The 23858-nt window shown below is 72.7% G+C and carries 19 protein-coding genes; 13 read left to right on the forward strand and 6 right to left on the reverse strand.

Features of this window, described 5'->3' with window-relative positions; genetic code table 11:
* Positions 1-173: 173 nt before the first annotated feature.
* From R2S09_RS30455 to pflB, 3 genes are all read right to left on the reverse strand, one after another.
* The gene (locus tag R2S09_RS30455; protein ID WP_316744477.1) at positions 174-803 is read right to left on the reverse strand and encodes a DoxX family membrane protein; all 630 of its coding nucleotides are present in this window, start codon (positions 801-803) and stop codon (positions 174-176) included.
* Positions 804-979: 176 nt separating this feature from the next.
* A complete protein-coding gene (gene pflA / locus R2S09_RS30460; RefSeq protein ID WP_306191489.1) occupies positions 980-1753 on the reverse strand; it encodes a pyruvate formate-lyase-activating protein in 774 nt (257 codons plus the stop codon).
* Positions 1754-1758: 5 nt separating this feature from the next.
* Complete coding sequence (pflB, locus tag R2S09_RS30465; protein WP_316744478.1) at positions 1759-4029, reverse strand: formate C-acetyltransferase; 2271 nt, start codon at positions 4027-4029, stop codon at positions 1759-1761.
* Positions 4030-4238: 209 nt separating this feature from the next.
* Here pflB and R2S09_RS30470 point away from each other — a divergent pair, with 209 nt between their 5' ends.
* A complete protein-coding gene (locus R2S09_RS30470) occupies positions 4239-4931 on the forward strand; it encodes a response regulator transcription factor (RefSeq protein WP_316744479.1) in 693 nt (230 codons plus the stop codon).
* 351 nt (positions 4932-5282) lie between these two features.
* Here R2S09_RS30470 and R2S09_RS30475 read toward each other — a convergent pair whose 3' ends face one another.
* Complete coding sequence (locus tag R2S09_RS30475; protein ID WP_316744480.1) at positions 5283-6323, reverse strand: Acg family FMN-binding oxidoreductase; 1041 nt, start codon at positions 6321-6323, stop codon at positions 5283-5285.
* A gap of 267 nt (positions 6324-6590) precedes the next feature.
* Here R2S09_RS30475 and R2S09_RS30480 point away from each other — a divergent pair, with 267 nt between their 5' ends.
* The 6 genes from R2S09_RS30480 (at position 6591) to R2S09_RS30505 (ending at position 11813) form a co-directional block, all read left to right on the forward strand.
* A complete protein-coding gene (locus tag R2S09_RS30480) occupies positions 6591-7496 on the forward strand; it encodes a universal stress protein (RefSeq protein WP_316744481.1) in 906 nt (301 codons plus the stop codon).
* 30 nt (positions 7497-7526) lie between these two features.
* Positions 7527-8441: a universal stress protein gene (locus R2S09_RS30485; protein ID WP_306191494.1), complete on the forward strand. Its 915-nt coding sequence runs from the start codon at positions 7527-7529 to the stop codon at positions 8439-8441.
* Between the two features lie 178 nt (positions 8442-8619).
* On the forward strand, positions 8620-9351 hold the full coding sequence (locus R2S09_RS30490) for a CBS domain-containing protein (protein WP_306191495.1): 732 nt from the start codon (positions 8620-8622) through the stop codon (positions 9349-9351).
* Between the two features lie 16 nt (positions 9352-9367).
* Positions 9368-9883 carry a flavodoxin domain-containing protein gene (locus R2S09_RS30495; protein ID WP_316744484.1) on the forward strand — a complete coding sequence of 172 codons (516 nt, stop codon included), beginning with the start codon at positions 9368-9370 and terminating at the stop codon, positions 9881-9883.
* Positions 9884-10546: 663 nt separating this feature from the next.
* Complete coding sequence (locus R2S09_RS30500) at positions 10547-10987, forward strand: pyridoxamine 5'-phosphate oxidase family protein (RefSeq protein ID WP_306191496.1); 441 nt, start codon at positions 10547-10549, stop codon at positions 10985-10987.
* 91 nt (positions 10988-11078) lie between these two features.
* Complete coding sequence (locus tag R2S09_RS30505; protein WP_306191497.1) at positions 11079-11813, forward strand: CBS domain-containing protein; 735 nt, start codon at positions 11079-11081, stop codon at positions 11811-11813.
* Between the two features lie 299 nt (positions 11814-12112).
* On the opposite strand, the gene R2S09_RS30510 is transcribed toward R2S09_RS30505, so the two are convergent.
* On the reverse strand, positions 12113-12493 hold the full coding sequence (locus tag R2S09_RS30510) for a hypothetical protein (RefSeq protein ID WP_316744487.1): 381 nt from the start codon (positions 12491-12493) through the stop codon (positions 12113-12115).
* A 666-nt stretch (positions 12494-13159) separates the two neighbouring features.
* The gene (locus R2S09_RS30515) at positions 13160-13576 is read right to left on the reverse strand and encodes a pyridoxamine 5'-phosphate oxidase family protein (RefSeq protein WP_306191499.1); all 417 of its coding nucleotides are present in this window, start codon (positions 13574-13576) and stop codon (positions 13160-13162) included.
* 371 nt (positions 13577-13947) lie between these two features.
* Between R2S09_RS30515 and R2S09_RS30520 the strand changes: the two genes are divergently transcribed.
* From R2S09_RS30520 to ctaD, 6 genes are all read left to right on the forward strand, one after another.
* Positions 13948-17685 carry a nitrate reductase subunit alpha gene (locus R2S09_RS30520; protein WP_399145019.1) on the forward strand — a complete coding sequence of 1246 codons (3738 nt, stop codon included), beginning with the start codon at positions 13948-13950 and terminating at the stop codon, positions 17683-17685.
* 1 nt (position 17686) lies between these two features.
* Positions 17687-19411: a nitrate reductase subunit beta gene (gene narH / locus R2S09_RS30525; RefSeq protein ID WP_316744489.1), complete on the forward strand. Its 1725-nt coding sequence runs from the start codon at positions 17687-17689 to the stop codon at positions 19409-19411.
* A gap of 36 nt (positions 19412-19447) precedes the next feature.
* Positions 19448-20107: a nitrate reductase molybdenum cofactor assembly chaperone gene (narJ, locus tag R2S09_RS30530; RefSeq protein WP_316744490.1), complete on the forward strand. Its 660-nt coding sequence runs from the start codon at positions 19448-19450 to the stop codon at positions 20105-20107.
* On the forward strand, positions 20104-20871 hold the full coding sequence (gene narI, locus R2S09_RS30535; RefSeq protein WP_306191502.1) for a respiratory nitrate reductase subunit gamma: 768 nt from the start codon (positions 20104-20106) through the stop codon (positions 20869-20871). The genes narJ and narI overlap by 4 nt, the downstream gene beginning before the upstream one ends.
* A gap of 142 nt (positions 20872-21013) precedes the next feature.
* Positions 21014-21916: a universal stress protein gene (locus R2S09_RS30540; protein WP_316744492.1), complete on the forward strand. Its 903-nt coding sequence runs from the start codon at positions 21014-21016 to the stop codon at positions 21914-21916.
* Between the two features lie 238 nt (positions 21917-22154).
* Positions 22155-23855 (forward strand): cytochrome c oxidase subunit I, encoded by a 1701-nt coding sequence (gene ctaD, locus R2S09_RS30545; RefSeq protein ID WP_316744493.1) that lies wholly within the window; start codon positions 22155-22157, stop codon positions 23853-23855.
* Positions 23856-23858 lie beyond the last annotated feature (3 nt).

Below are 23858 nucleotides of genomic sequence, written 5' to 3' on the forward strand. Positions count from 1 at the left end.
CCAGGGTGCGCATCGACGCTTCGGCCACCGAGCCGGCGTGCGCCGGTGACCGCTCCCGGTGCCGGCGGGGGGCGGCCGGCGCGGCGCCGAGGAGGCCGACGAGCGCCGTTGTGCACGGACGACCGGGACCCCACCGCGGGTCGCGGTGGGGTCCCGGTGGTGGCCGGAGGGGATCACAGGAGCCAGCGGTTGCGGCTGACGAAAGGCAGGCGCGCCCACAGCCGGCCCAGTCCCCAGGCGGCGCCCGCACCGGTGGCCGCGAGGGCGATCAGGGCGAGGGCGTAGACGAGGTGGTAGTCGGCGAAGGGATTCGTCGACATGCTGGCCGTGCCGTCGGAAAGGTGCTTGGCCGGCGGCCACTCGGCCATCCACATCAGCGCCATCATCACGGTGCCGGCCACGGCGGCGAGCCGCAGTCCGATCCCCGCGATCAGCGCGACGCCGACGCCCAGCAGACCGAGCATGAACAGCCAGTCGGCCCAGGTGTCGCCGGCCCAGGAGTGGAACGTCGACTTCATCGGTCCGGCGGCGACCGAGCCGAGGAAGCCCTTCGTCGGCGAACCGCCGTCGATCCAGCCCTTGCCCGACGGGGTCGCGTAGCCGAAGCCGAACGTCTTGTCCAGGAACGCCCACAGGAAGACGAACCCGAGCAGCACCCGCAGCCCGGCCAGGGCGAGGGCACCGCCCGCGGTCGCCGTGGCGGCCTCGGAGGTGACGGCGGCGGAGCCCGAAGCGGTTCCGGTCCGGCGCAGGAACGACAGGTGGAAGCCGACGTGCCGGTGGGAGTGGTCGTGCACGGCCATGATCTTCATCCCTTCCAGGGGGTCCCGCGGGCTCTCGGACGGTCGCGGGGTGAGCGGTCGCTCTCGGTGCGCCACCAATGTCCCGCTGTGGCGACCGGGTGCGCAGGGGCTGTGCGGCCCGGCCGCCGGGGCCGAACGTCCTTGCTCGTAAGGCCCGTTCAGCCGTCACGGGCGGGTCACTGGGCCGCGAGGCCCCGGGCGCGGAACTGCGCCCGTACCCGTTCGACGAGGGCCTCGTCCGGGACGGGGTTGTCCCGCAGCGGGAACGGGATGCCCAGCGCGTCGTACTTGTGCGCGCCGAGTTTGTGGAACGGCAGCACGTCGACCCGCTCGACACTGTCCAGGCCGGCCACGAACCGGGCCAGCCCGTCCACCGCCCGCTCGTCGTCGGTCCATCCGGGCACCAGGACGTACCGGATCCACATCCGTACGCCGAGCCGGGCCAGCCGGGTGGCGAAGTTGAGGGTGGGTGTCAGGTCTCCGCCGGTGAGCCTGCGGTAGGTGGCGACGTCGAAGGACTTGATGTCCAGCAGCACCAGGTCGGTGTCGGCGAGGAGTTCGTCCGTGGCCCGGTCGCCGAGGAAGCCGGAGGTGTCCAGGGCGGTGTGCAGGCCCTCCTCCTTGCAGCGGCGCAGGACGGCACCCGTGAAGGCGGACTGGAGCAGGGGCTCGCCGCCGGTGAGGGTGACGCCGCCGCCGGCCGTGGTGACGAAGGGGCGGTACTTGCCGATCTCCGCCATCACCTCGTCCACGGTGACCTCCCGCCCGTCCCGCATGTGCCAGGTGTCGGGATTCGCGCAGTACAGGCACCGCAGCGGGCAGCCGCTGACGAAGAGAACGAACCGGGTCCCGGGACCGTCCACGCCGGTGGACAGGTCCCAGGAGTGGATCCGGCCGGTGACGGGGCGGCCCGCGGCCGGCTCGCCCGCGCCCACGGCGGGCCTGGTCATGGCACTCACAGCGCCCCGTGGAAGGTACGGCTGATCACGTCGAGCTGCTGCTCGCGGGTGAGCCGGACGAAGTTGACCGCGTATCCGGAGACACGGATGGTCAGCTCGGGATACTTCTCCGGGTGCTCCATGGCGTCCTCCAGGACGGCCCGGTTCAGCACGTTGACGTTCATGTGGAAGCCACCGGCCGACATGTAGGCGTCGAGGATGCCCACCAGGTTGGTCGCCCGGTCCTCAGGAACGTGTCCCAGGCCTTCCGGGGTGATGGTCGTGGTCAGCGAGATGCCGTCGCGTGCCTCCTCGTACGGCAGCTTGGCCACCGACAGCGCGGAGGCGGCCACCCCGTGCCGGTCGCGCCCGTTCATCGGGTTGGCGCCGGGAGCGAAGGGCGCGCCGGCGCGACGGCCGTCGGGCGTGTTGCCGGTGTGCTTGCCGTAGACCACGTTGGAGGTGATGGTCAGCACCGACTGGGTGTGCTCGGCGTCGCGGTAGGCGGGGTGCCGGCGCACCTTCGCCATGAACGACTCGACCAGGTCCACGGCCAGCCGGTCGGCGCGGTCGTCGTTGTTGCCGTACGCCGGGTACTCGCCCTCGACCTCGTAGTCGACGGCCAGCCCGGTGCCGTCCCGGATCACCTTCACCCGCGCGTGCTTCACCGCCGACAGGCTGTCCGCGGCCACCGACAGGCCGGCGATGCCACAGGCCATGAACCGGTGCACCGGGTAGTCGTGCAGGGCCATCTCCAGGCGCTCGTAGGCGTACTTGTCGTGCATGTAGTGGATGACGTTGAGCGCGTCGACGTACGTCTCGGCGAGCCAGTCCAGCACGCGGTCGTACGCCGCCGAGAGCTCCTCGTGGTCCAGGTACTCGCCGGTCAGCGCGGGCGCCGGCGGGGCGACCTGCTCGCCGCTCAGCTCGTCCCGGCCGCCGTTGATCGCGTACAGCAGGGCCTTGGCGAGGTTGACGCGGGCGCCGAAGAACTGCATCTGCCGGCCGACCGCCATGGCCGAGACACAGCAGGCGATCGCGGTGTCGTCGCCGGTGCGCGGGCGCATCAGGTCGTCGGACTCGTACTGGATGGCGCTGGTGTCGATGGAGACCCGCGCGCAGAACTCCTTGAAGCCGGCGGGCAGCCGGGGCGACCACAGCACGGTCAGGTTCGGCTCCGGCGCGGGGCCGAGGTTGTAGAGGGTCTGCAGGAAGCGGAAGGACGTGCGGGTGATCAGCGGCCGGCCGTCGCGGCCGATGCCGCCGATGGACTCCGTCACCCAGGTCGGGTCGCCGGAGAACAGGGCGTCGTACTCGGGCGTGCGCAGGAAGCGGACGATCCGCAGCTTGATCACGAAGTCGTCGATCAGCTCCTGCGCGCCTGTCTCGTCGAGGGTGCCCTCGTCCAGGTCGCGCTGGAGGTAGACGTCCAGGAAGGTCGAGGTGCGGCCCAGCGACATCGCGGCGCCGTTCTGCTCCTTCACGGCGGCCAGGTAGCCGAGGTACAGCCACTGCACGGCCTCGTGGGCGGTGGCGGCGGGGCGGGTGACGTCGCAGCCGTAGGAGGCGGCCATCCGGGCGAGTTCGCCCAGCGCGCGGATCTGCTCGGCCAGCTCCTCGCGGTCGCGGATGACGTCGCCGGTGGAGGGACGGGCGTCCAGCAGGGCGCGTTCGGCGCGCTTGGCCTCGATCAGCCGGTCGGTGCCGTAGAGGGCCACGCGCCGGTAGTCGCCGATGATCCGGCCGCGGCCGTAGGCGTCCGGCAGTCCGGTGATGATGCCGGCCTTGCGGGCGGCCCGCATCCCGGGGGTGTAGGCGTCGAAGACGCCGTCGTTGTGGGTCTTGCGGTAGGTGCCGAAGACCTTGGTGACGAACGGGTCGGGCTCGTATCCGTACGCCTTCAGCCCGTTCTCCACCATGCGCAGCCCGCCGTTCGGCATGATCGCGCGCTTGAGCGGGGCGTCGGTCTGCAGTCCGACGATGAGCTCGCGGTCTCGGTCGATGTAGCCGGGGGCGTGCGAGGTGATCGTCGAGGGCGTGGCCGCGTCGACGTCGTGGATGCCCTTGCGCCGCTCCTCCGGGAACAGCGCGCTGACCTTCTGCCACACGGTACGGGTGCGGTTCGTGGCGCCCGCCAGGAAGCCCGCGTCACCCTCGTACGGCGCGTAGTTCGCCTGGACGAAGTCGCGGACGTCGATCCGCTCACGCCATCCGGTCCCGGCGAAGTGCCGCCAGGCGCCCGCCGTCCCGCTGCCGTCCCTGCCGCTGGCTGTCACCGTCGCGGTCATCACGGTTCCTCTCCCTGTGCGCTTGTGGCTCACCGTCGATGCTGGCCGTACCGGACGGGGGCGAGGAGTGCCGGACAGTGCATGGGCCGTGGCCGTCCGGCCCCGGCCCGGAAGGATCGGAATAGGGCCGATCGGCCCTGTCCGCGGGTCCCGTTTTCCGGGAAGGTGTGCTGTGGAATGCGTATCCCATGGCAAGGAGTGACTGACACATGGCGGACCGTGAGCAGGCCGGCCCCGACGCCCCGGTCCGGGTCTTTCTCCTCGACGATCACGAGGTGGTACGGCGCGGGGTGCACGACCTGCTGAACGACGAACCGGACATCGAGGTGGTCGGCGAGGCCGCCACCGTCGAGCAGGCGCTGGTGCGTGTACCGGCGCTGCGTCCGGACGTCGCGGTGCTGGACGTCCGGCTGCCCGACGGGGACGGTGTGACGGTCTGCCGTGAGCTGCGCTCCCGCCTGCCGGAGCTGGCCTGTCTGATGCTGACCTCGTTCGACGACGAGGAGGCGCTGCTGGACTCGATCATGGCGGGCGCGTCCGGGTACGTGCTCAAGCAGATCCAGGGCTCCGACCTGGTCTCGGCCGTGCGCACGGTGGCGCGCGGTCAGTCGCTGCTCGACCCCAGCGCCACGACGAAGCTGATGGCCCGGCTGAGGGGTGGTCAACAGCAGGAGGAGGAGCCGGATGTGCTGCCCGGTCTCACCGACCGGGAGCGGGAGATCCTGGATCTGATCGGTGAGGGCCTGACCAACCGTCAGATCGGCCAGCGGCTGTACCTGGCGGAGAAGACGGTGAAGAACCACATCTCCCGGCTGCTGGCCAAGCTCGGCGTCGAGCGGCGCATCCAGGCCGCGGTCATCGCCACCCAGGCCCGCGACCGGCTGCGCGGCGAGAAGTCCTGACCTCCGGGCGGGTCGAGCACGGTGCCGGCCCCTGCGACGTGCGGGCCCGGCGTGGACCGTGCGGCCCGAGAAGCCGGCGCGGCGCGCCGCGACCGTGGCATGGACGTCATCCGCTTCGCCCCGCACGGGCTGCCGGCCTCGAGAGGTCGAGGTGGTGCCGGTCGCGGGCGACGCCTGCGGGATCGGGGTCTGCGGCCGCGACCTCACCGCCGGCCGGCGGCGGTCCGGGACCGCGTGTCGACGCGGTCCCCGACGGCCGACGACCGCCCGGCCCGCACGGTCACGGCGTCCCGCACGGCCGGTGCCGTGAGGTCCCGGCCGTGCGTGTGGCCGTGCGGTCGCCCGGCCGGCTCACCGCAGGTCCCGAAGGTCCCGGCCCCCCACGCCCCCCACGTCCCCCAGGTCCCTTGTGTCCGTGAGGACCTCCCGGACGGCGCGGCGCGGTGAGGCGGGGCCTTCGGGGCCGTACCCGAGCCGGACCACCATCTGGGCGTGACCGCGCCTGCCGTTCGCCTGCGGTCCGATCCGGGCGCGCAGGTCCGGCCACTCCAGGCTCTGGTGCAGCAGTGAGGCCCGTACGCCGTGTGCCGTGGCCACCAGCAGCACCCGCTCCAGCGCCTGGCCGGCGCGCAGCCAGTCGGCGCGGCGGTCGTGGGCGGTGGACAGCACCGCGATCAGCGGGTGCGTCTCGTAGGGGCGGGCGGGGAGCACGGCGGGGTGCCGGCGGGCGCCGAAGTCCCGCATCGGGACGTGGCCGCGGAAGTCCTGGTGGCCCTGCGCCGCCGACGGGATGCCGAGTCCGGCGGGCGCCGCTCCCGGTTCGCGCACCCAGCGGCGGCTCTCGGCCGCGCGATCGACGTCGGCGGTGTTGCGCCGCTCCGCCTCCCGGGTGACCCGGAGGACCCGTTCGGCCTCGTCCGGCGTGGCGACGGCCAGCGCGGCCCCCTCGGCCTGGGCGGCCTCGGACAGTTCGGTGAGGACACCGGCGGGCAGCGGCCGGTCGGAGAACGGGAACCGGCTGCTGTGCCGCTGCCACAAGGCGTCGTACAGCCCGGGCACGAGAGGGGAGTGCGGCGGGCCGGCCAGCCGCACGGTGGCGAGTAACGTGGGCCGGTCGGGGCGTGGCAGCAGCCGGGTGACCGGCTCCCGGCCGAAGTGTGCCGCGGCCACCCGCACGTTGAGGAGTGCGCAGCCCACGGAGACGTGGAGGGCGCGGCCGGCCGGGTCGGTGTGGCGCAGGCCGCGCTCCGCGGCGGCGCGGATCTCCAGCGTGCCGGTGTCCGGCCGGATCCGGAAACGCCAGGGCTGGGTGTTGTGGATGGAGGGGGCCACCACGGCGGCGGCGACCAGTTTGTCGTGCGTCGAGACGTCGAGCGTGGTGCCGGTGCTCATCGGTACTCCTCCCCGCGGACCGCGTTGGGCGGCGCTGGTCGGTGACCGCCCCAGTCTGGGACGGCGCCGCCACGGCGGGCAGGGACCGAGTGGGCCCCGGTCTGCCCCGTACGGCCCTGCCGCACGGTCCCTGCGGACTACTGGGGACGGTCGGCCCCGAGGGGGGACCTGCGGCCCCTGACCCGGACCCCGCGGCGGCGGCGATGCTCGTGGCGGATCCCTCGTGGCGGATCCCTCGTTCCGGATCACTCGCAGGAGGTGGAGACCATGCCCCGCACCGTCACCGTCGGTCTCGACGGGTCGCCCGAGAGCCGCGCCGCCGCTGAATGGGCGGCACGGGAGGCGAAGCTGCTCGACGCGTCGGTGAAGCTCGTGCACGTGTGGGAGCCCGTGCCACAGGCCATGGCGCAGGCGCCGCTGCTGGGCGCGGAGACCCACCAGCACTGGACCGAGAGGGTGCCCCGCGAGGCGGCCGAGGGCCTTCGGCTGCGCCACCCCGGCGTCGAGGTCGTGACCGAGCAACTGCCGGGCCGCCCGGCCGACCTGCTCGCCAAGGTGGCCAGGGAGGCCGACCTGTTCGTGCTGGGCTCGCGGGCCCTGGGCGGGGTCGGCGGATTCATGGTCGGCTCCGTCGGCCTGTCCGTCATCGCCCACGCCGACCGGCCCGTCGTCCTGGTCCGCGCCGGTGAACAGGCCGCGGACGAGCACGCGATGGACCCCGCGGGCGTCCCGTCCACGGCGACTCCCTTCCGGCCCGTCGTCCTGGGCCTGGACACCACCGCCCCGGACGAGGACCTGATCGGGTTCGCCTTCGAGGCGGCCCTGCGCCGCCGCACCTCGCTGCGGGTCGTGCACGGCTGGTACCCGCCCCCGTACTACAGCTACGCCATGCCCGTCGACGCCGAACTGCACGCGTCGCTGGCGGCGACCGAGGCCGCCGCCCTGACCGACGTGCTGCGCCCGTGGCGGCAGAAGTACCCGGACGTCGAGGTCGTCGAGGAGTGCCGCTGCGCCGGCCCCGCCGAGCTCCTGGTCGACGCCTCCCGGGAGGCCTCCCTGGTCGTCGTCGGCCGGCGCGTGCGCCGCAACCCGCTCGGCGCCCACATCGGCCATGTCACCCATGCCGCGCTGCACCACGCCACCGCGCCCGTCGCCGTCGTGGCGCACGGCTGAACCCGGCCCCGGAAGCTCGAGGAGGCAGAGATGAGGACGACGGACCTGCCACTGGTCGTCGGGGTCGACGGTTCCGAACCCAGCCTGCGGGCCGTGGACTGGGCGGCCGACGAGGCCGCCCTGCGCCAGGTCCCGCTGCGGGTGGTGTACGCCTCGCTGTGGGAGCGCTACGAGCACACCGCCCTCGCGCGCGAGCTGGGCAAGCCGGACGAGCATGTGCGCGCCCAGGTCGTCGTCGAGGCGGCGGCTCTGCGTGCCCGCGCCCGTCAGGACGGCCTGACGGTCGTCGGGGCCGCTCTGCCCGAGGAGCCCGAGTACACGCTCGTGCGGGAGGGCCGCGAAGCCTGCGCGCTGGTCGTGGGCACCCGTGGCCGCAGCGGGGTCGCCGGCCTGCTGCTCGGCTCGGTCAGCCTGTTCGTGGCCGCGCACGCCGACTGCCCGGTCGTCGTGGTCCGCGGCAACAACGACAACCAGGCCCGCACCCCGGTCCACGGCCGCGTCGTCGTCGGCGTCGGGGACGGAACCTCGAGCGGGGACGGGAACGGGCCCGCGGCCGCGGTGCGGTTCGCCGCCCGGGAGGCCGGGCTGCGCGCGGCCGTCCTGGAGGCGGTACGTGCCTGGCGGTCGCCCGCGCGTGCGAGCGTCGAGCACCCGCTCATCGACGGCCAGCCCGACCCGTACGAGGTGCGGGCAGCGGAGGCCCTGGACGTCGCGCTGCGGGACGTGCCGCAGGATGTGAAAGTGCGGTGCCACGCCGTGGAGGGACCGGCCCGCAGGGTGCTGCTCGCCGCCGCCCACGAGGCCGATCTGCTGGTCGTCGGCGCCCGCCGCCGGACCGGGCACTTCGGGCTTCAGCTCGGCCGGACCGCCCACACCGTCCTGCACCACTCGGCCTGCCCGGTCGCCGTGGTGCCGGAACGCGAACGGGAACGGGAACGGGCATAGGCCGGTGGGCGCGGGATCGGGCCGGCTTCGTGCCGCCGGCGTCCCGCGCCTCGCAGACCATGGGGGCCGTCCGGTCCCCGGTCCACCCCCAACAGCCCCTGGGCCCGCCGGTCCGCGCCGCCGGATGCTCGAAACAGGAGGGCGACCAGGTACCGGCGCCGGAATGGAGGGAACGGACATGCAGCACGACAAGATCGGTTCCGTGATGACCGCCGAGGTCGTCCGGGCCGAGTACGGCACTCCGTTCAAGGAGATCGCACGCATGCTCGTCGACCACCGGATCAGCGGGCTGCCCGTGGTCGACGAGGAGGACCGGGTCATCGGGGTCATCTCGGAGACCGACCTGATGTCGCGCCAGGCCCAGGCGCCCGGCGCCCACGAGCCGCCGAGGCGCCAATGGCTGTCCGGCCTGAGCGCGAGCGGACGCCGGCGGGCGGCGAAGGCGAGTGCGCGTACGGCCGGTCAGCTGATGACCGAGCCACCCGTCACCGTGCACGCCGACGACACCATCGTGGAGGCCGCCCGGACCATGGCCCGCCGGCAGGTGGAAAGGCTGCCGGTGGTGGACGAGGAGGACCGGCTGGTCGGCATCGTCACCCGGCGCGATCTGCTGCGGGTGTTCCTGCGGCCCGATGCCGAGATCCGCGAGGAGGTCGTCCGCGAGGTGCTGGGGAACACCCTGTGGCTGGCCCCGGGCACCGTGTCCGTGTCGGTGACCGAGGGCGTGATCACCCTGGAGGGCCACCTGGAACGCCGGACCGACACCGAGATCGCCGTGTCGATGACCCGGCAGATCGACGGTGTGGTCGACGTGGTCGACAAGCTCACCTTCCGGCTGGACGACGCGCGCATCCAGCCCGAGGACCAGGCCCTGCACGGCGTGGCCGACAACTGGCTGCGCGGACGGTGAGAGGAGGTGGATCACCATGGCAGCCAAGGTCCTGGTCGCCTACGGATCGACCAACGGCTCGACGGCGCGGATAGCCCGGACCGTGGCCGAGACCCTGCGCCGGGACGGTATCGAGGCCGAGGCACTGCCCGCCCCGTCGGTGGCGGCGGTGACCCCCTTCGACGCGGTGGTCGTCGGTGGCGGGCTGTACGCCGGGCGCTGGCACAAGGACGCCCGCCGCTTCGTGCGGCGCCACCGCCGGTCGCTGGCCGGCCGCCCGCTGTGGTTCTTCAGCAGCGGGCCGCTGGACGGCTCGGCGTCCGAACGGGACATCCCGCCCGTGGCGGCGGTGCGGCGCATGATGACGCGGCTGGACGTCACCGGTCACGCCACGTTCGGCGGCCGGCTGGAGGAGGGTGCGAAGGGACGCGTGGCCCGCATGATCGTGCACTCCGGGAAGGGCGGGGACTTCCGGGACTTCCCGGCGATCGAGGCATGGGCGGACCGGATCGCGAAGGAGCTGGACAACAGGAGCGGCGGAGGGAGCCGGTGACCGAACGGACCGCGTCGCCCCGGTGCCCGGGTCTCGGCACCGGGGCGTTTCGCGTGCGGCGGGGTACCTGGCGGCGGCACATGGACCGGGGGCGCATTGCCGGGGCGAGGGGCGCGGGGCGGGGGCGAGGGGTCAGGGCGCACGGGCCGACGCACAGGGCCAGGGAGCATGGTCCGGCGGGGAGGAGATTCTCTCTCGGAGCCACGGAGCCACGGAGCCACGGAGCCACGGAGCCACGGAGCCACGGAGCCACGGAGCCACGGAGCCACGGAGCCACGGGGGGCCGGGGAAGAGGGTCTCAGGGCCCCGGGCCCTGCCGCAGTCACCTGGCCGTGCGCCCGGGGGCGGTCAGCTCGGTTGCCGTGTGCTCGGGCGGGTCAGTCAGCTCGTCCACTGGTCCCAGCGGGGGCGATCAGGTCCCCTGCTCTGAGTCTGGGGACTCTCGCCCGCCGACCTGGGGCAGGCCGGTCAGCGGGGCGTGCGCGGTCCGCCGGAGGGCCGCCCGCCGATGTCGCCGACAGGGGACAAACCGGCCTATACGGTCGGGCCGTTCTCCGGTGCGGCCGGGACCGACGGCCCTCGTCCGACGGCCCCCGCCGCCCGACGATGGAAGCACGAGGTACGGCTGCACTGGCCCAACCGGACGGAGGGACGGACCGGCTCATGTATCGCAACGACGGATTCCGCGAACTCCAACGGCACGAGTGCCTGCGCCTGCTGGCCACGGCGCAGGTGGGCCGCATCGTCCACACGCGCCACGCCCTGCCCGCGGTGCTCCCGGTCAACTTCGCCCTGGACGGCGACGGCGCGGTGCTGCTGCGCACCTCGGCCGACTCCGAGCTGGTGCGCGCCGTCGACGGCGCGGTCGTCGCCTTCGAGGCCGACGAGCTGGACGCGGCCGCCCACTCCGGGTGGAGCGTCGTGGTCACCGGCCGCGCCTCGGTGGTGACCGATCCGGCCGATCGCCGGCGGCTGGCCCGCAGCGGCCCCAGCTCCTGGGCACCCTCGCCCCGGGAGGTCTTCGTCCGCATCGATCCGGAGCTGGTCACCGGCCGCGAACTGGCCGGCGGCCTCAGCCTGTACGGCCTCGATTCCTTCTTCTGACTTCTTCCGGCCTTCGGGCCCCTCCGCGGACCTTCCGGTCTGCCGACCTTCCCACCTTCCGACCTTCCGAGCGCACCCGCGGGAGGACGCCATGCAGGATTCCCAGTACACCGTCGGCGACGTGATGACCCCCACCGTCGTCGCCCTGGCCGGCGGCGCGACGTTCAAGGAGATCGCTCGGACGATGCGGCAGTGGGGCGTCAGCGCGATGCCCGTACTGGACGGCTTCGGCCGGGTGGTCGGCGTCGTCTCCGAGGCCGACCTGCTGCGCAAGGAGGAGTTCCGCGACAGCGACCCGGACTGGCCGGGAGAGCGACCCCGCCCGGCCGATGCCGCCAGGGCGCGGGCGGTGACGGCGGAGGAGCTGATGAGCACCCCGGCCGTCACCGTCCACCCCGGCGCCGGCCTGGGGCGGGCGGCCCGCCTGATGGCACGGCACGGCGTCAAGCGGCTCCCGGTCGTCGGCGACGACGGCGTGCTCACCGGCATCGTCAGCCGCTGCGACCTGCTGAAAGTGTTCCTGCGCAGCGACGAGGACATCGCCGAGGAGGTCCGCCGTCAGGTCGTCGCCGACCGGTTCCCGGTCCCCCTGGACGCCCTGCGGGTGACCGTGCGCGAGGGTGTGGTCACCCTCACCGGGCGGGTCCCGGAAACCTCATTGGTGCCGCTCGCCGTACGCCTGGTGCGCTCCGTCGAGGGCGTGGTGGACGTGCGCTGCCTGCTCACCGGACCGCCGCGCCGACCTGTACTGGAACCCGACCTGACCGATGGCGAGAAACCGTCTTCCCGTCCGACGGGCGCTTCCAGCGCCGGGCCCGAACCCTGACCGGTCGGCCACCTTGTTGATCGCCCTCGGCGTGAGGCTGTTCCGCAGGTTCCTGCGCCAGGACGGCCGGGGCGGCCAGGACGGTCCGGGGCAGGGCGGGTACGCGTCCCGGACCGGCCGGGGCACCGGGCAGGCCCCCTGACCGTCCCGGTGGACCCGGACGACGTCGCTCGTCATCACCTCGAGCGTGGGGGAGCCGGCAACCGACGACAACGCCGCTGGAGGCCCCCCTACGCCCTAATGGCAGTGGGAGGGCGTGCCGGCTCCCGCGTCTGCGCCATGAACAGCCGGACAGGCGCTCAGCGCTCCGGGCCACCGCGCCACGGGGGCGGTGTGGCCGCCCTGCGGGCAGCGTCCTCGCGGTGCGTGGTGCGGTCGGTGCGGGCGCGGAGCCGGTCCTGCAGCCGGTCGGCGAGCTCGCGGGCGCTCGCCTCGCGGGCGCGGACGACCACGAGTTCGCCGCCCACCCGGATCTCGGCCCCGGCGGCCCAGGGCAGCTCGACGTGGTGGGCCGCCGCCCGGGTGATGCGCACCTCGCCGCTGACGGGCGGCAGTCCCGGGCGCTCCAGCGCCGCGCCGACCTTCTCCCGGACGTAGGCCAGGGCGTCCGCGTCCACGTCGCCCTCCGCCCGCACCCGCACCGCGCCGGTGACCTGGGTGTCGGTGTCCCTGACAGTCATGTCTCCACTCCTCGGATTGATCGCCGGATCGCCGGATCGCCGGATCGCCGGAATCCCGGTACGCGTCGGCACGCGTCGTACGCGCCGTTCCTACGGGCCGTTCGTGCGGGCCGTTCGTGCGTGTCGTACGCGCCCTGCCGGCCCCCGCGAACTCCGGATCTTCAGACTGCTGCCGGCGCCGGCTCCGGCCCAGGGCCACCCGGCCCCGTCCTCCGGGACCGGGTGGCCCCGCGGCCACCGAGCGGTCGGCTGGACCCGGGGCGGGGCTTCGGTTCCGCCGCGTCCCGCCATTCGCACGCCGGCCCGGCCGGAGGAGGTCGTGATACCCGTACGACGGCACGACGTCGAGACGGTGACCGCGCCGGTCGCCGAGGCCGCGGCGGCCGCCCCGTCGATGCACAACGCGCAGCCGTGGCCGTTCCGCTGTCCGACCGCCGGCCAGGCGCCGGAACGCGTCCTGCTGGAGGCCACCTCGGACGGGCTCGCCACCCCCTGGCCTCCCATCCGCTGGAGAGTGCCCCGACCTGCGACTGCTCGCCCGCGATCCGGTCCGGGGCCGGGGCCATGCCCAGATGGTGCCGCGCCTCGGCCACGGGCCGAGCGGTCCGGCCAGGCCGTGCCGCCCCGTCGGCGCCCGCCGCTCGGCTGCTCAGCCACTCGGGTACGTCAGCTGCTCCTATGCGTCAGCTCGCGCCCGGTGACCATCGCGGACTGGATCCGGATGAAGACGTCCTCCTGGATCGGCATCCAGGAACGGGGACCGGTCCGCAGCAGCCGCTCGTGCTCGGCGGGATCGCTCACCGCGCCGGCCTGCCCGGTGACGACCACGCTCCAGCCGGACCGGTTCTCGGGGTCGAACGCGTCCGCCTCGAAGGCGACCACGGCACCGTCGACGGCCCGCACGAGATCCGACCCCGCCGAGGTGCGCAGCAGCACGGACGCGTCCGTGTCCAGCGAGAAGTTGACCGGGAGCACCGCCGGCAGGGCGTGCCGGGTGTACACGACACGGCCGACCGGCACCTCGGCCAGGAACCGCAGGCACTCCCGCCGGTCCATCGAGCGAAAGCCGTCGTCGCGCAACATCCCTTCAGTTTCGGACCGGCCCGGCCCGGCGTCAGGGTCCAACGGCCCTCCTGACCGGTCCACACGCCACCGCCGACGCCGCCCGTACCCCCGGCCTGCCGTGGCCCACCACCCCCCATCACCCGCATGGCCGAAACAGGCCTGGCAGGGTGTACGTGCCGCCCCGCGCCGTGCGCTGCGCCGGGTGGCGGGTTCGTGCGCCGCGACGGGCGGCGGGGGCGTGCGCCTGATGAAATCCTTGGTTCGCAGGTGCTGATCGCGTGCGGAGCGGTATGCGGCGATGGTGGAGGCAACAAGGGATCAGTGCGTTCCACATCTGACCGGCAGGACGAGCGAGCGACCACGGGCGCGGCCCGGGAGGGAGCGGCGCGGTGGCCACGGAGACCGACCCGACATCGATACCGGCGCGCGGGGCACCACGGCCGGGACTGGACAGCGAACTGACGGACGCGCTGGTGCGCTCCCGCCGGTACTTCACCCGGGCGGAGGTCTCCGGGGACCTGCGCGCCGTGTACAAGAAGGGCGGTCGCCGCGCGGACGACTTCTACCGCGACCGCTGGTCGCACGACAAGGTGGTCCGCTCCACCCACGGGGTGAACTGCACCGGCTCCTGCTCCTGGAAGGTGTACGTCAAGGACGGCATCATCACCTGGGAGGCCCAGCAGACGGACTACCCCTCGGTCGGCCCCGACCGCCCCGAGTACGAGCCCCGCGGCTGCCCCCGCGGGGCCGCCTTCTCCTGGTACACCTACTCGCCCACGCGCGTGCGCTACCCCTACGTGCGCGGTGTGCTGCTCCAGATGTACCGGGAGGCCAGGGCCCGGCTCGGCGACCCGGTCGCGGCCTGGGCCGACATCGTCTCCGACCCCGAGCGGGCCCGGCGCTACAAGTCCGCGCGCGGCAAGGGCGGCCTGGTGCGGGCAAGCTGGGACGAGGCGGTGGAGATGGTCGCCGCCGCGCATGTGCACACCATCAAGGAGTACGGCCCCGACCGGCTGGCCGGCTTCTCGCCGATCCCGGCGATGTCGATGGTCTCGCACGCGGCCGGTGCCCGGTTCTACTCGCTGCTCGGCGGTGTGATGCTCTCCTTCTACGACTGGTACGCCGACCTGCCGGTGGCCTCCCCGCAGGTCTTCGGCGACCAGACGGACGTCCCCGAGTCCGGGGACTGGTGGGACGCCGGGTATCTGATCATGTGGGGATCCAATCTGCCGGTGACCCGGACCCCGGACGCGCACTGGATGGCCGAGGCCCGCTACCGCGGCCAGAAGGTCGTCGCGGTCTCCCCGGACTACGCGGACAACGTGAAGTTCGCCGACGAGTGGCTGCCCGCCCAGCCCGGCACCGACGGGGCCCTCGCCATGGCCATGGGCCACGTGGTGCTCAAGGAGTTCTTCGTCGACCGCCGGACCCCGTACTTCGAGGACTACGTCAAGCGCTTCACCGACCTGCCGTTCCTGGTCGCCCTCGACGAGCGCGAGCCGGGGACGGGGACGTACACGCCGGGCAAGTTCCTCACCGCCGCCGACCTCGGGGGCGAGCACGCGACGACGGAACACGCGGAGTTCCGGACCGTCCTGCTGGACGCCGAGGGCCGTCCCGTGGTCCCGAACGGCACCCTCGGCGACCGGTTCGCCGAGAGCGGGGCCGGGAAGTGGAACCTGGACCTGGGCGGCGTCGGCCCGCTGCTGTCGGCCGACGGCGGCGACGAGGCACCCGTGACCGTCGAACTGCCGCGCTTCGACGCCCCGGACGGCAGCGCCGGCCTCCTGCGGCGCGGTGTCCCGGTCAGGCGGATCGCCGGGCGGACGGTGACCACGGTGTACGACCTGCTGCTCGCCCAGTACGGGGTGGCCCGCCCCGGCCTGCCCGGCCGCTGGCCGGCCTCCTACGACGACGCCTCCGAGCCGTACACACCCGCCTGGCAGGCCCCGATCACCGGTGTGGACGCCGGGCGGACGGCCCGGATCGCGCGGGAGTTCGCCGCCAACGCCGAGGAGTCCCGCGGGCGTTCGATGGTCATCATGGGGGCGGGCACCAACCACTGGTTCCACTCCGACACCGTCTATCGCGCCTTCCTCGCCCTGACCACGCTGACCGGCTGCCAGGGCGTCAACGGCGGTGGCTGGGCCCACTACGTCGGCCAGGAGAAGATCCGCCCCCTCACCGGCTACACGGCGATCGCGACGGCCGCCGACTGGAACCGGCCGGCCCGGCAGATGATCCAGACGGCGTACTGGTACCTGCACAGCGACCAGTTCCGCTACGACCCCTTCTCCGCCGGCACCCTGGCGGCGGCCGGCAGCGGCGGGCCGTTCGCCGGGATGGCCACCGCGGACGTGATCGCCGCCTCCGCCCGCATGGGCTGGATGCCCTCGTACCCGACCTTCGGCCGCAATCCGCTGGACCTCGCCGACGAGGCCGAGGCGGCCGGACGCCCGGTCGGCGAGCACGTGGTCGAGGAACTCAAGGCGGGGCGGCTCACTTTCGCGGGCGAGGATCCGGACGCGCCCGAGAACTTCCCGCGCGTGCTGACGATCTGGCGGGCCAACCTGCTCGGCTCCTCCGCCAAGGGCAACGAGTACTTCCTCAGGCACCTGCTGGGCACCGACTCCGCGGTGAACGCCGCCGAGGCCCCGCCCGAGGCCCGGCCCCGGGACGTGGTGTGGCGCGAGGAGGCGCCCGTGGGCAAGCTGGACCTGCTGCTCACGCTGGACTTCCGCATGACCAGCACGACAGTCTTCTCCGACGTGGTGCTCCCGGCCGCCACCTGGTACGAGAAGCACGACCTGTCCAGCACCGACATGCACCCCTACGTGCACGCCTTCAACCCGGCGATCGCCCCGCCCTGGCGGACCCGCAGCGACTTCGACGCCTTCAGCACTCTCGCCGGTGAGTTCAGCCGGCAGGCCGCCGCCCACCTCGGCGTCCGCAAGGACGTGGTCGCCGCCCCGCTGCTGCACGACACCCCGGACGAACTCGCCACCCCGCACGGGCGGGTACGGGACTGGAAGACCGGCGAGTGCGAGCCGGTGCCCGGCCGCACCATGCCCAGACTCCTCACCGTCGAGCGGGACTACGGCGCCGTCGCCGAGAAAATGGCCGCGCTGGGCCCGCTGCTGGACTCGCTGGGCGCCACCACGAAGGGCGTCACCTTCACCGTCGACCGCGAACTGGACTATCTGCGGCACAAGAACGGCACCGTGCGCGGGGGAGTGGCGGACGGCAGACCCTCGCTCGCCCGGGACGTGCACGCCTGCGAGGCGATCCTCGCGCTGTCCGGCACCACCAACGGCCATCTGGCCACCCAGGGCTTCCACGCCCTGGAGCACCGCACCGGAGTCCGGCTCGCCGACCTGGCCGCCGAGCACGAGGGCAAGCAGGTCACCTTCGCCGACACCCAGACGGCTCCCGTCCCGGTGATCACCAGCCCCGAGTGGTCCGGTGCGGAGACCGGCGGGCGCCGCTACTCGCCCTTCACCGTCAACGTCGAGCGCGGCAAGCCCTGGCACACCCTCACCGGCCGCCAGCACTTCTACCTCGACCACGACTGGATGACCGCGCTCGGCGAACAACTCCCCGTCTACCGGCCCCCGTTGAACATGCACGCGCTGTTCGGCGAGCCACCGGTCGGGCAGACGGGCGAACTCGGCGTGACCGTGCGCTACCTCACCCCGCACAGCAAGTGGTCCATCCACTCCGAGTACCAGGACAACCTGTTCATGCTGTCGCTGTCCCGGGGCGGCCCGACGATCTGGATGTCGACCGCCGACGCGGCGAAGATCGGCGTGCGGGACAACGACTGGATCGAGGCGGTCAACCGCAACGGCGTCGTCGCGGCCCGTGCGATCGTCTCGCACCGCATGCCCGAGGGCACCGTCTACATGCACCACGCGCAGGACCGGCTGATCGACGTGCCGCGTACGGAGACGACGGGCCGGCGCGGCGGAATCCACAACTCCCTGACCCGGCTGCTGGTCAAGCCCAGCCATCTCATCGGCGGCTACGCGCAGTTGTCGTACGCCTTCAACTACCTCGGCCCGACCGGCAACCAGCGCGACGAGGTCACCGTCGTCCGCCGACGCGGCGACCAGGAGGTGCAGTACTGACATGCCCCACGGCGAAGCCGCCATCGGACGCGTGATGGCCCAGATGGCGATGGTGATGAACCTCGACAAGTGCATCGGCTGCCACACCTGCTCAGTGACGTGCAAACAGGCATGGACCAACCGCTCCGGCGTGGAGTACGTCTGGTTCAACAACGTCGAGACCCGCCCCGGCCAGGGCTACCCCCGGCGCTACGAGGACCAGGACACCTGGCGCGGTGGCTGGGAGCTGAACCGGCGCGGCCGGCTCGCCCTGAAGGCCGGCGGCCGGTTCAAGAAGCTCATCACCATCTTCTCCAACCCCGTACTGCCGTCCCTGGACGACTACTACCAGCCCTGGACCTACGACTACGAGACGCTGACCAACGCCCCGTTGCAGGACCACACCCCTGTCGCCCGCCCCAAGTCCCTGATCACCGGCAAGGACATGAAGATCTCCTGGTCGGCGAACTGGGACGACGACCTGGGCGGTTCGGCACAGCACGGCGAGAAGGACGTGGTGCTCGGCCAGATCTCCGAGAGGATCAGGCTGGAGTTCGAGCAGACGTTCATGTTCTACCTGCCGCGCATCTGCGAGCACTGCCTCAACCCCTCCTGCGCGGCCTCCTGCCCCTCCGGCGCCATCTACAAGCGCAGCGAGGACGGCATCGTCCTGGTGGACCAGGACCGGTGCCGGGGCTGGCGGATGTGCGTGACCGGATGCCCGTACAAGAAGGTCTACTTCAACCACCGCACCGGCAAGGCCGAGAAGTGCACCTTCTGCTTCCCCCGCGTCGAGGTCGGCCTGCCCACCGTCTGCTCCGAGACCTGCGTCGGCCGGCTGCGCTACATCGGTCTCGTCCTCTACGACGCCGACAAGGTGCTCCAGGCGGCCACCACCCCCGACGACACCGACCTGTACGAGGCGCAGCGCGCCGTCTTCCTCGACCCCCACGACCCGCACGTGGTCGCCGAGGCGGAGAAGGCGGGCATCCCACGGGACTGGATCGAGGCGGCCCAGCGATCCCCTGTGCACGCCCTGATCAACACCTACAAGGTGGCGCTGCCTCTCCACCCGGAGTACCGCACCCTGCCCATGGTCTGGTACGTCCCGCCGCTCTCCCCGGTCGTCGACGCCGTGCGGGACACCGGCCACGACGCCGAGGACCACCGCAACCTGTTCGCCGCCGTGGACGCCCTGCGCATCCCGGTGGACTATCTCGCCCGGCTGTTCACCGCGGGCGACCCCGCCCCGGTGGACGCCGTGCTGCGCCGGCTGGCCGCCATGCGCTCCTACATGCGCGACATCAACCTCGGCCGGGAACCGGACGCGTCGATCGCCGAGCGGGTCGGGATGGGCGAGGAGCAGATGTACGACATGTACCGGCTGCTGGCGCTGGCCAAGTACGACGAGCGGTACGTGATCCCGTCCGCCCACGCCGAACAGGCCCACAGACTCGAGGAACTGGCCACCGAGTGCAGCCTGGACTACGAGGGCGGCCCCGGCATGGGAGGCTCCGGCCCCTTCGGCGAGACCTCCGGCGGCGCCGCCCCGATCGCCGTGGAGAACTACCGGGCCCTGCGCGACCGGCAGACCTCCGACACCCCGGCCGCCCCGGTCGGCAAGGAGACCCGCGTCAACCTTCTCAACTGGGACGGCAAGGGCTCCCCGCCCGGCCTGTTCCCGCACCGGCCACCCGGCGACGACACGGCCGCGGACGGCGGCGGAGAGGCCGAGCCGAAGCCATGAGGAGGAAGCCGAATCCATGACGAGGAAGCCGAAGCCATGAAGAGGAGACCGAGGCCGGCGGCCCGCACCGAACCCTGGCATCCCTGCGCCTGGCAGGTGCAGTCCCTGCTCCTGGCCTACCCGGACGAGCAGATGGCGGAGCGCCTGTCCCTGGCCCGCCGGGCCGCCCCCGTCCTGCCCGCCCGGGTTTGCGACCCGCTGCTCGCGTTCACCGCGCACGCCGAGCGCACCTCGGCCGCCGAGCTGGGCACCGCCTACGTCGCCACCTTCGACCACCGCAAGCGCTGCTGCCCGTACCTCACCTACTACGCCCACGGCGACACCCGCAGGCGCGGCATCGCCCTGCTCCGGCTGAAGCAGGCCTACGCCGCCGCGGGGCTGCGCCTCGCCGACGACGAACTGCCCGACCACCTCGCCGTCGTCCTGGAGTTCGCCGCCGCCGAACCGGCCGCCGGGCACCGGCTGCTCACCGGGCACCGGGCCGGACTCGAACTGCTCCGGCTGGCGCTGCGCGCAGAGGACTCGCCCTGGGCGGCGGTCCTGGAGTCCGTCTCCGCGACGCTGCCGCCGCTGGGGGGCGCCGAACAGGACACCGTCGCCCGCCTCGCCGCCCAGGGCCCGCCCGAGGAACAGGTCGGCCTCGCCCCGTACACGCCCCCGCAGTTCATGCCCGACCCCGCAGGAGGCCCGCGATGAGCGCACCCGCGCAGTCCCTCACCTCGGCCGCCGAGGCCGGCACCGGCGGCATCCTGCTGTGGGTGGTGCTGCCGTACGTCGCCCTGGCCGTCTTCGTCCTGGGCCACATCTGGCGCTACCGCTACGACAAGTTCGGCTGGACCACCCGCTCCTCCCAGCTGTACGAGAACCGGCTGCTGCGCATCGGCAGCCCCCTGTTCCACTTCGGCATCCTGGTCGTGCTGCTCGGCCACATCGGCGGTCTGCTCATCCCGAAGAGCTGGACCCAGGCGGCGGGCGTGAGCGAGCACACGTACCACGTGACGGCCGTCGTGCTCGGCACCGTCGCCGGGGTGTGCACGCTCGGCGGCCTGGCGATCCTCGTCTACCGGCGCCGCACGGTGGGCCCGGTCTTCTCCGCGACCACCCGCAACGACAAGGCGATGTACGTCTTGCTCACCGCGACCATCGCCCTGGGCCTGGCCGCCACGGTCGCCGCGAACCTCGCCGGCGGCGGCTACGACTACCGGGAGACCATCTCCCCCTGGTTCCGCTCGATCTTCTACCTGGAACCCGACCCGGACCTGATGAGCGGCGCGCCCATCCTGTTCGAACTGCACGCGATCAGCGCGCTCGTGCTCTTCGCCGCCTGGCCCTTCACCCGCCTGGTCCACATGCTCACCGCCCCGCTCGGCTACCTCACCCGCCCCTACATCGTCTACCGCAGCCGCGACACCCGGCTCGGAGCCCGGCCACCGCGCCGGGGCTGGGAACGCGTCGGCTGACAGGGGGCGCGCACCCACCGCGCGTGCGCCGTGCGGAACGGGGCCGAACGGCCCCGACCCGAGTCCGGGAGGCCTCTGCCCCTGCGTGCCGGGCGGCGGGACGCTGACGGGGAGAGCGCATCGAGCGCAGGAGGTGTGGGTCATGCTGTCGCCCGTCGTCGTAGGAGTCGATGGTTCCGCCGAGAGTCTCGCCGCGACCGAGTGGGCCGCGCGGGAGGCCGAACGCCGTGGCCGGGACCTGCGGCTGTTCCACGCCTGGAACTGGCACCCGCGCCACGGTGAGGGCGCGCGGGCCGAAGCGGCCCAGCGGTCCCTGGCCCGGCGCGCGCTGAGCCGGGCGGAGGAGCGGGCGCGCGGCGCCTGCCCCGGGCTGTCCATGGAGGAGGAGCAGGCCGAGGGACCGGCGACCGCGGCGTTGCTGAAAGCCGCCGGGCGGGCCGGTCTGCTGGTCCTGGGCTCGCGCGGCCTGAGCGGCTTCACCGGGTTCCTGGTGGGCTCCGTCGCGCTCGCCACCGTGGCGCGGGCGAGCTGCCCGGTCGTCCTCGTCCGGGCCGACGAGGAGGCCGCCGACGAGCACCTCCCCGCGGCCGACGGCGGCACCTCCACCGAGACCGGGTACCGGGACGTGGTGCTCGGCGTGGACGTCGCCGTCCCGTGCGACGAGGTGATCGAGTTCGCCTTCGAGGAGGCCCGGATGCGCCACGCCCGGCTGCGCGCCGTCCACGCCTGGCAGCAGCCGTCCGTGCTGGGGCTCGGTCCCGGCGAGATAGCGCTGGTGGACGACCCGTGGCGGGCCGAGGAGTGGCAGGGCTTCCTGTCCGCCGTGCTCCAGGTGTGGCGGGAGAAGTACCCGGAGGTCGAGGTCGTGGAGACGGTCGTACGGGAGAAGCCCTCGACCGCGCTGGTACGGGCCTCCTCCGGGGGGAGCCTGCTCGTGGTCGGCCGCGGGCCGGCCGAGTCCCTGGCCGGCCCGTGCACCGGTCCCGTCACCCACGCCGCCATCCACCACGTCGGCTGCCCCGTGGCGGTCGTCCCCCACGAGTGAGAGGCCCGGACCAGGGCACGGCGCGCGCCCGGGGCACGGCGCGGCCCCGGGGAACGGCGTGAAGAGGGACCTTTGGTCCCTGAGCAGGGGACCGCAGAGGGGTCCTTGGACCCTATCCGGCCCCCGTACCCCTGAGCCGATCATGTAGCGGCGGCCGGGGAGTGCCGTGCCTTTCCACCGCATGTACGGCACTTCCCGGTTCGTCAGCGACACGAGCAGATGGGGAGGACGCCGTCCGATGGACGAGGCGCAGATCGAGTACGTGAACGACGCGGAGGGGGCACGATCGCGCCCCGCGGCCCGCGAGCAGGGCGGCACGGCCGCGCGGACGGCTCACCGGCCGTCGTGGGTGGAGTGGGCGACCACCACCGACCACAAGAAGATCGGGACGCTGTACCTGGTCACCGCGTTCGCCTTCTTCGTCGTCGGTGGTGTCCTGGCACTGCTGATGAGGGCCGAACTGGCCCGGCCGGGCCTGCAGATCATGTCGAACGAGCAGTTCAACCAGGCGTTCACGATGCACGGCTCGATCATGCTGCTGATGTTCGCGATGCCGCTGTTCACCGGCTTCGCGAACTGGATCATGCCGCTCCAGATCGGCGCTCCGGACGTGGCCTTCCCCCGGCTGAACATGCTCGCCTACTGGCTCTTCCTGTTCGGCTCCTCCATCGCCGCGTTCGGCTTCCTCACCCCGGGCGGGGCTGCCGACTTCGGCTGGTTCCTGTACGCCCCGCTGTCCGACGCCGTCCACTCGCCCGGCCTGGGCGCCGACCTGTGGATCATGGGCGTGGCGCTGTCCGGGTTCGGCAGCATCCTGGGCGCGGTCAACTTCATCACCACGATCGTCTGCATGCGCGCGCCGGGCATGACCATGTTCCGCATGCCGATCTTCACCTGGAACGTGCTGCTGACCGCGGTCCTCGTCCTGATCGTCTTCCCGGTGCTGGCAGCCGCGCTGTTCGCGCTGGAGTGCGACCGCAGGTTCGGCAGTCACATCTTCGACGCGGCGAACGGCGGCGCGCTGCTGTGGCAGCACCTGTTCTGGTTCTTCGGCCATCCCGAGGTGTACATCCTGGCGCTGCCGTTCTTCGGCATCGTCTCGGAGGTCATCCCGGTCTTCAGCCGGAAGCCGATGTTCGGCTACATGGGCCTGATCGGCGCCACGATCGCCATCGCGGGTCTGTCGGTCACCGTGTGGGCGCACCACATGTACGTCACCGGCGGGGTGCTGCTGCCCTTCTTCTCCTTCATGACCATGCTGATCGGGGTGCCGACCGGGGTGAAGTTCTTCAACTGGATCGGCACCATGTGGAAGGGGTCCCTGAGCTTCGAGACGCCGATGCTGTGGACCACGGGCTTCCTGGTCACGTTCCTCTTCGGCGGCCTGACCGGCATCATCCTGGCGTCCCCGCCGCTGGACTTCCATGTCTCCGACTCCTACTTCGTCGTGGCCCACTTCCACTACACGGTCTTCGGCACGGTCGTGTACGCGATGTTCGCCGGATTCCACTTCTGGTGGCCGAAGTTCACCGGCAAGATGCTCGACGAGCGCCTCGGCAAGATCACCTTCTGGACGCTGACGGCCGGATTCCACCTCACGTTCCTGGTCCAGCACTGGCTGGGCGTCGAGGGCATGCCCCGCCGGTACGCCGACTACCTGGCCGGCGACGGCTTCACCGCCCTCAACACGCTGTCCACGATCGGCTCGTTCCTGCTGGGCCTGTCGATCCTGCCGTTCTTCTACAACGTCTGGAAGACCGCCAGGTACGGCAAGCCGGTCGACGTCGACGACCCCTGGGGCTACGGCCGCTCGCTGGAGTGGGCCACCTCCTGCCCGCCACCGCGGCACAACTTCGCCTCGCTGCCCCGCATACGCTCCGAGTCCCCGGCGTTCGACCTGCACCACCCGGAGATCGCCGCGCTCTCGGAGGTGCACTGAACC

The organism is Streptomyces sp. MK7 (genome assembly GCF_032658145.1).
GTDB classification, from domain to species: domain Bacteria; phylum Actinomycetota; class Actinomycetes; order Streptomycetales; family Streptomycetaceae; genus Streptomyces; species Streptomyces spiralis.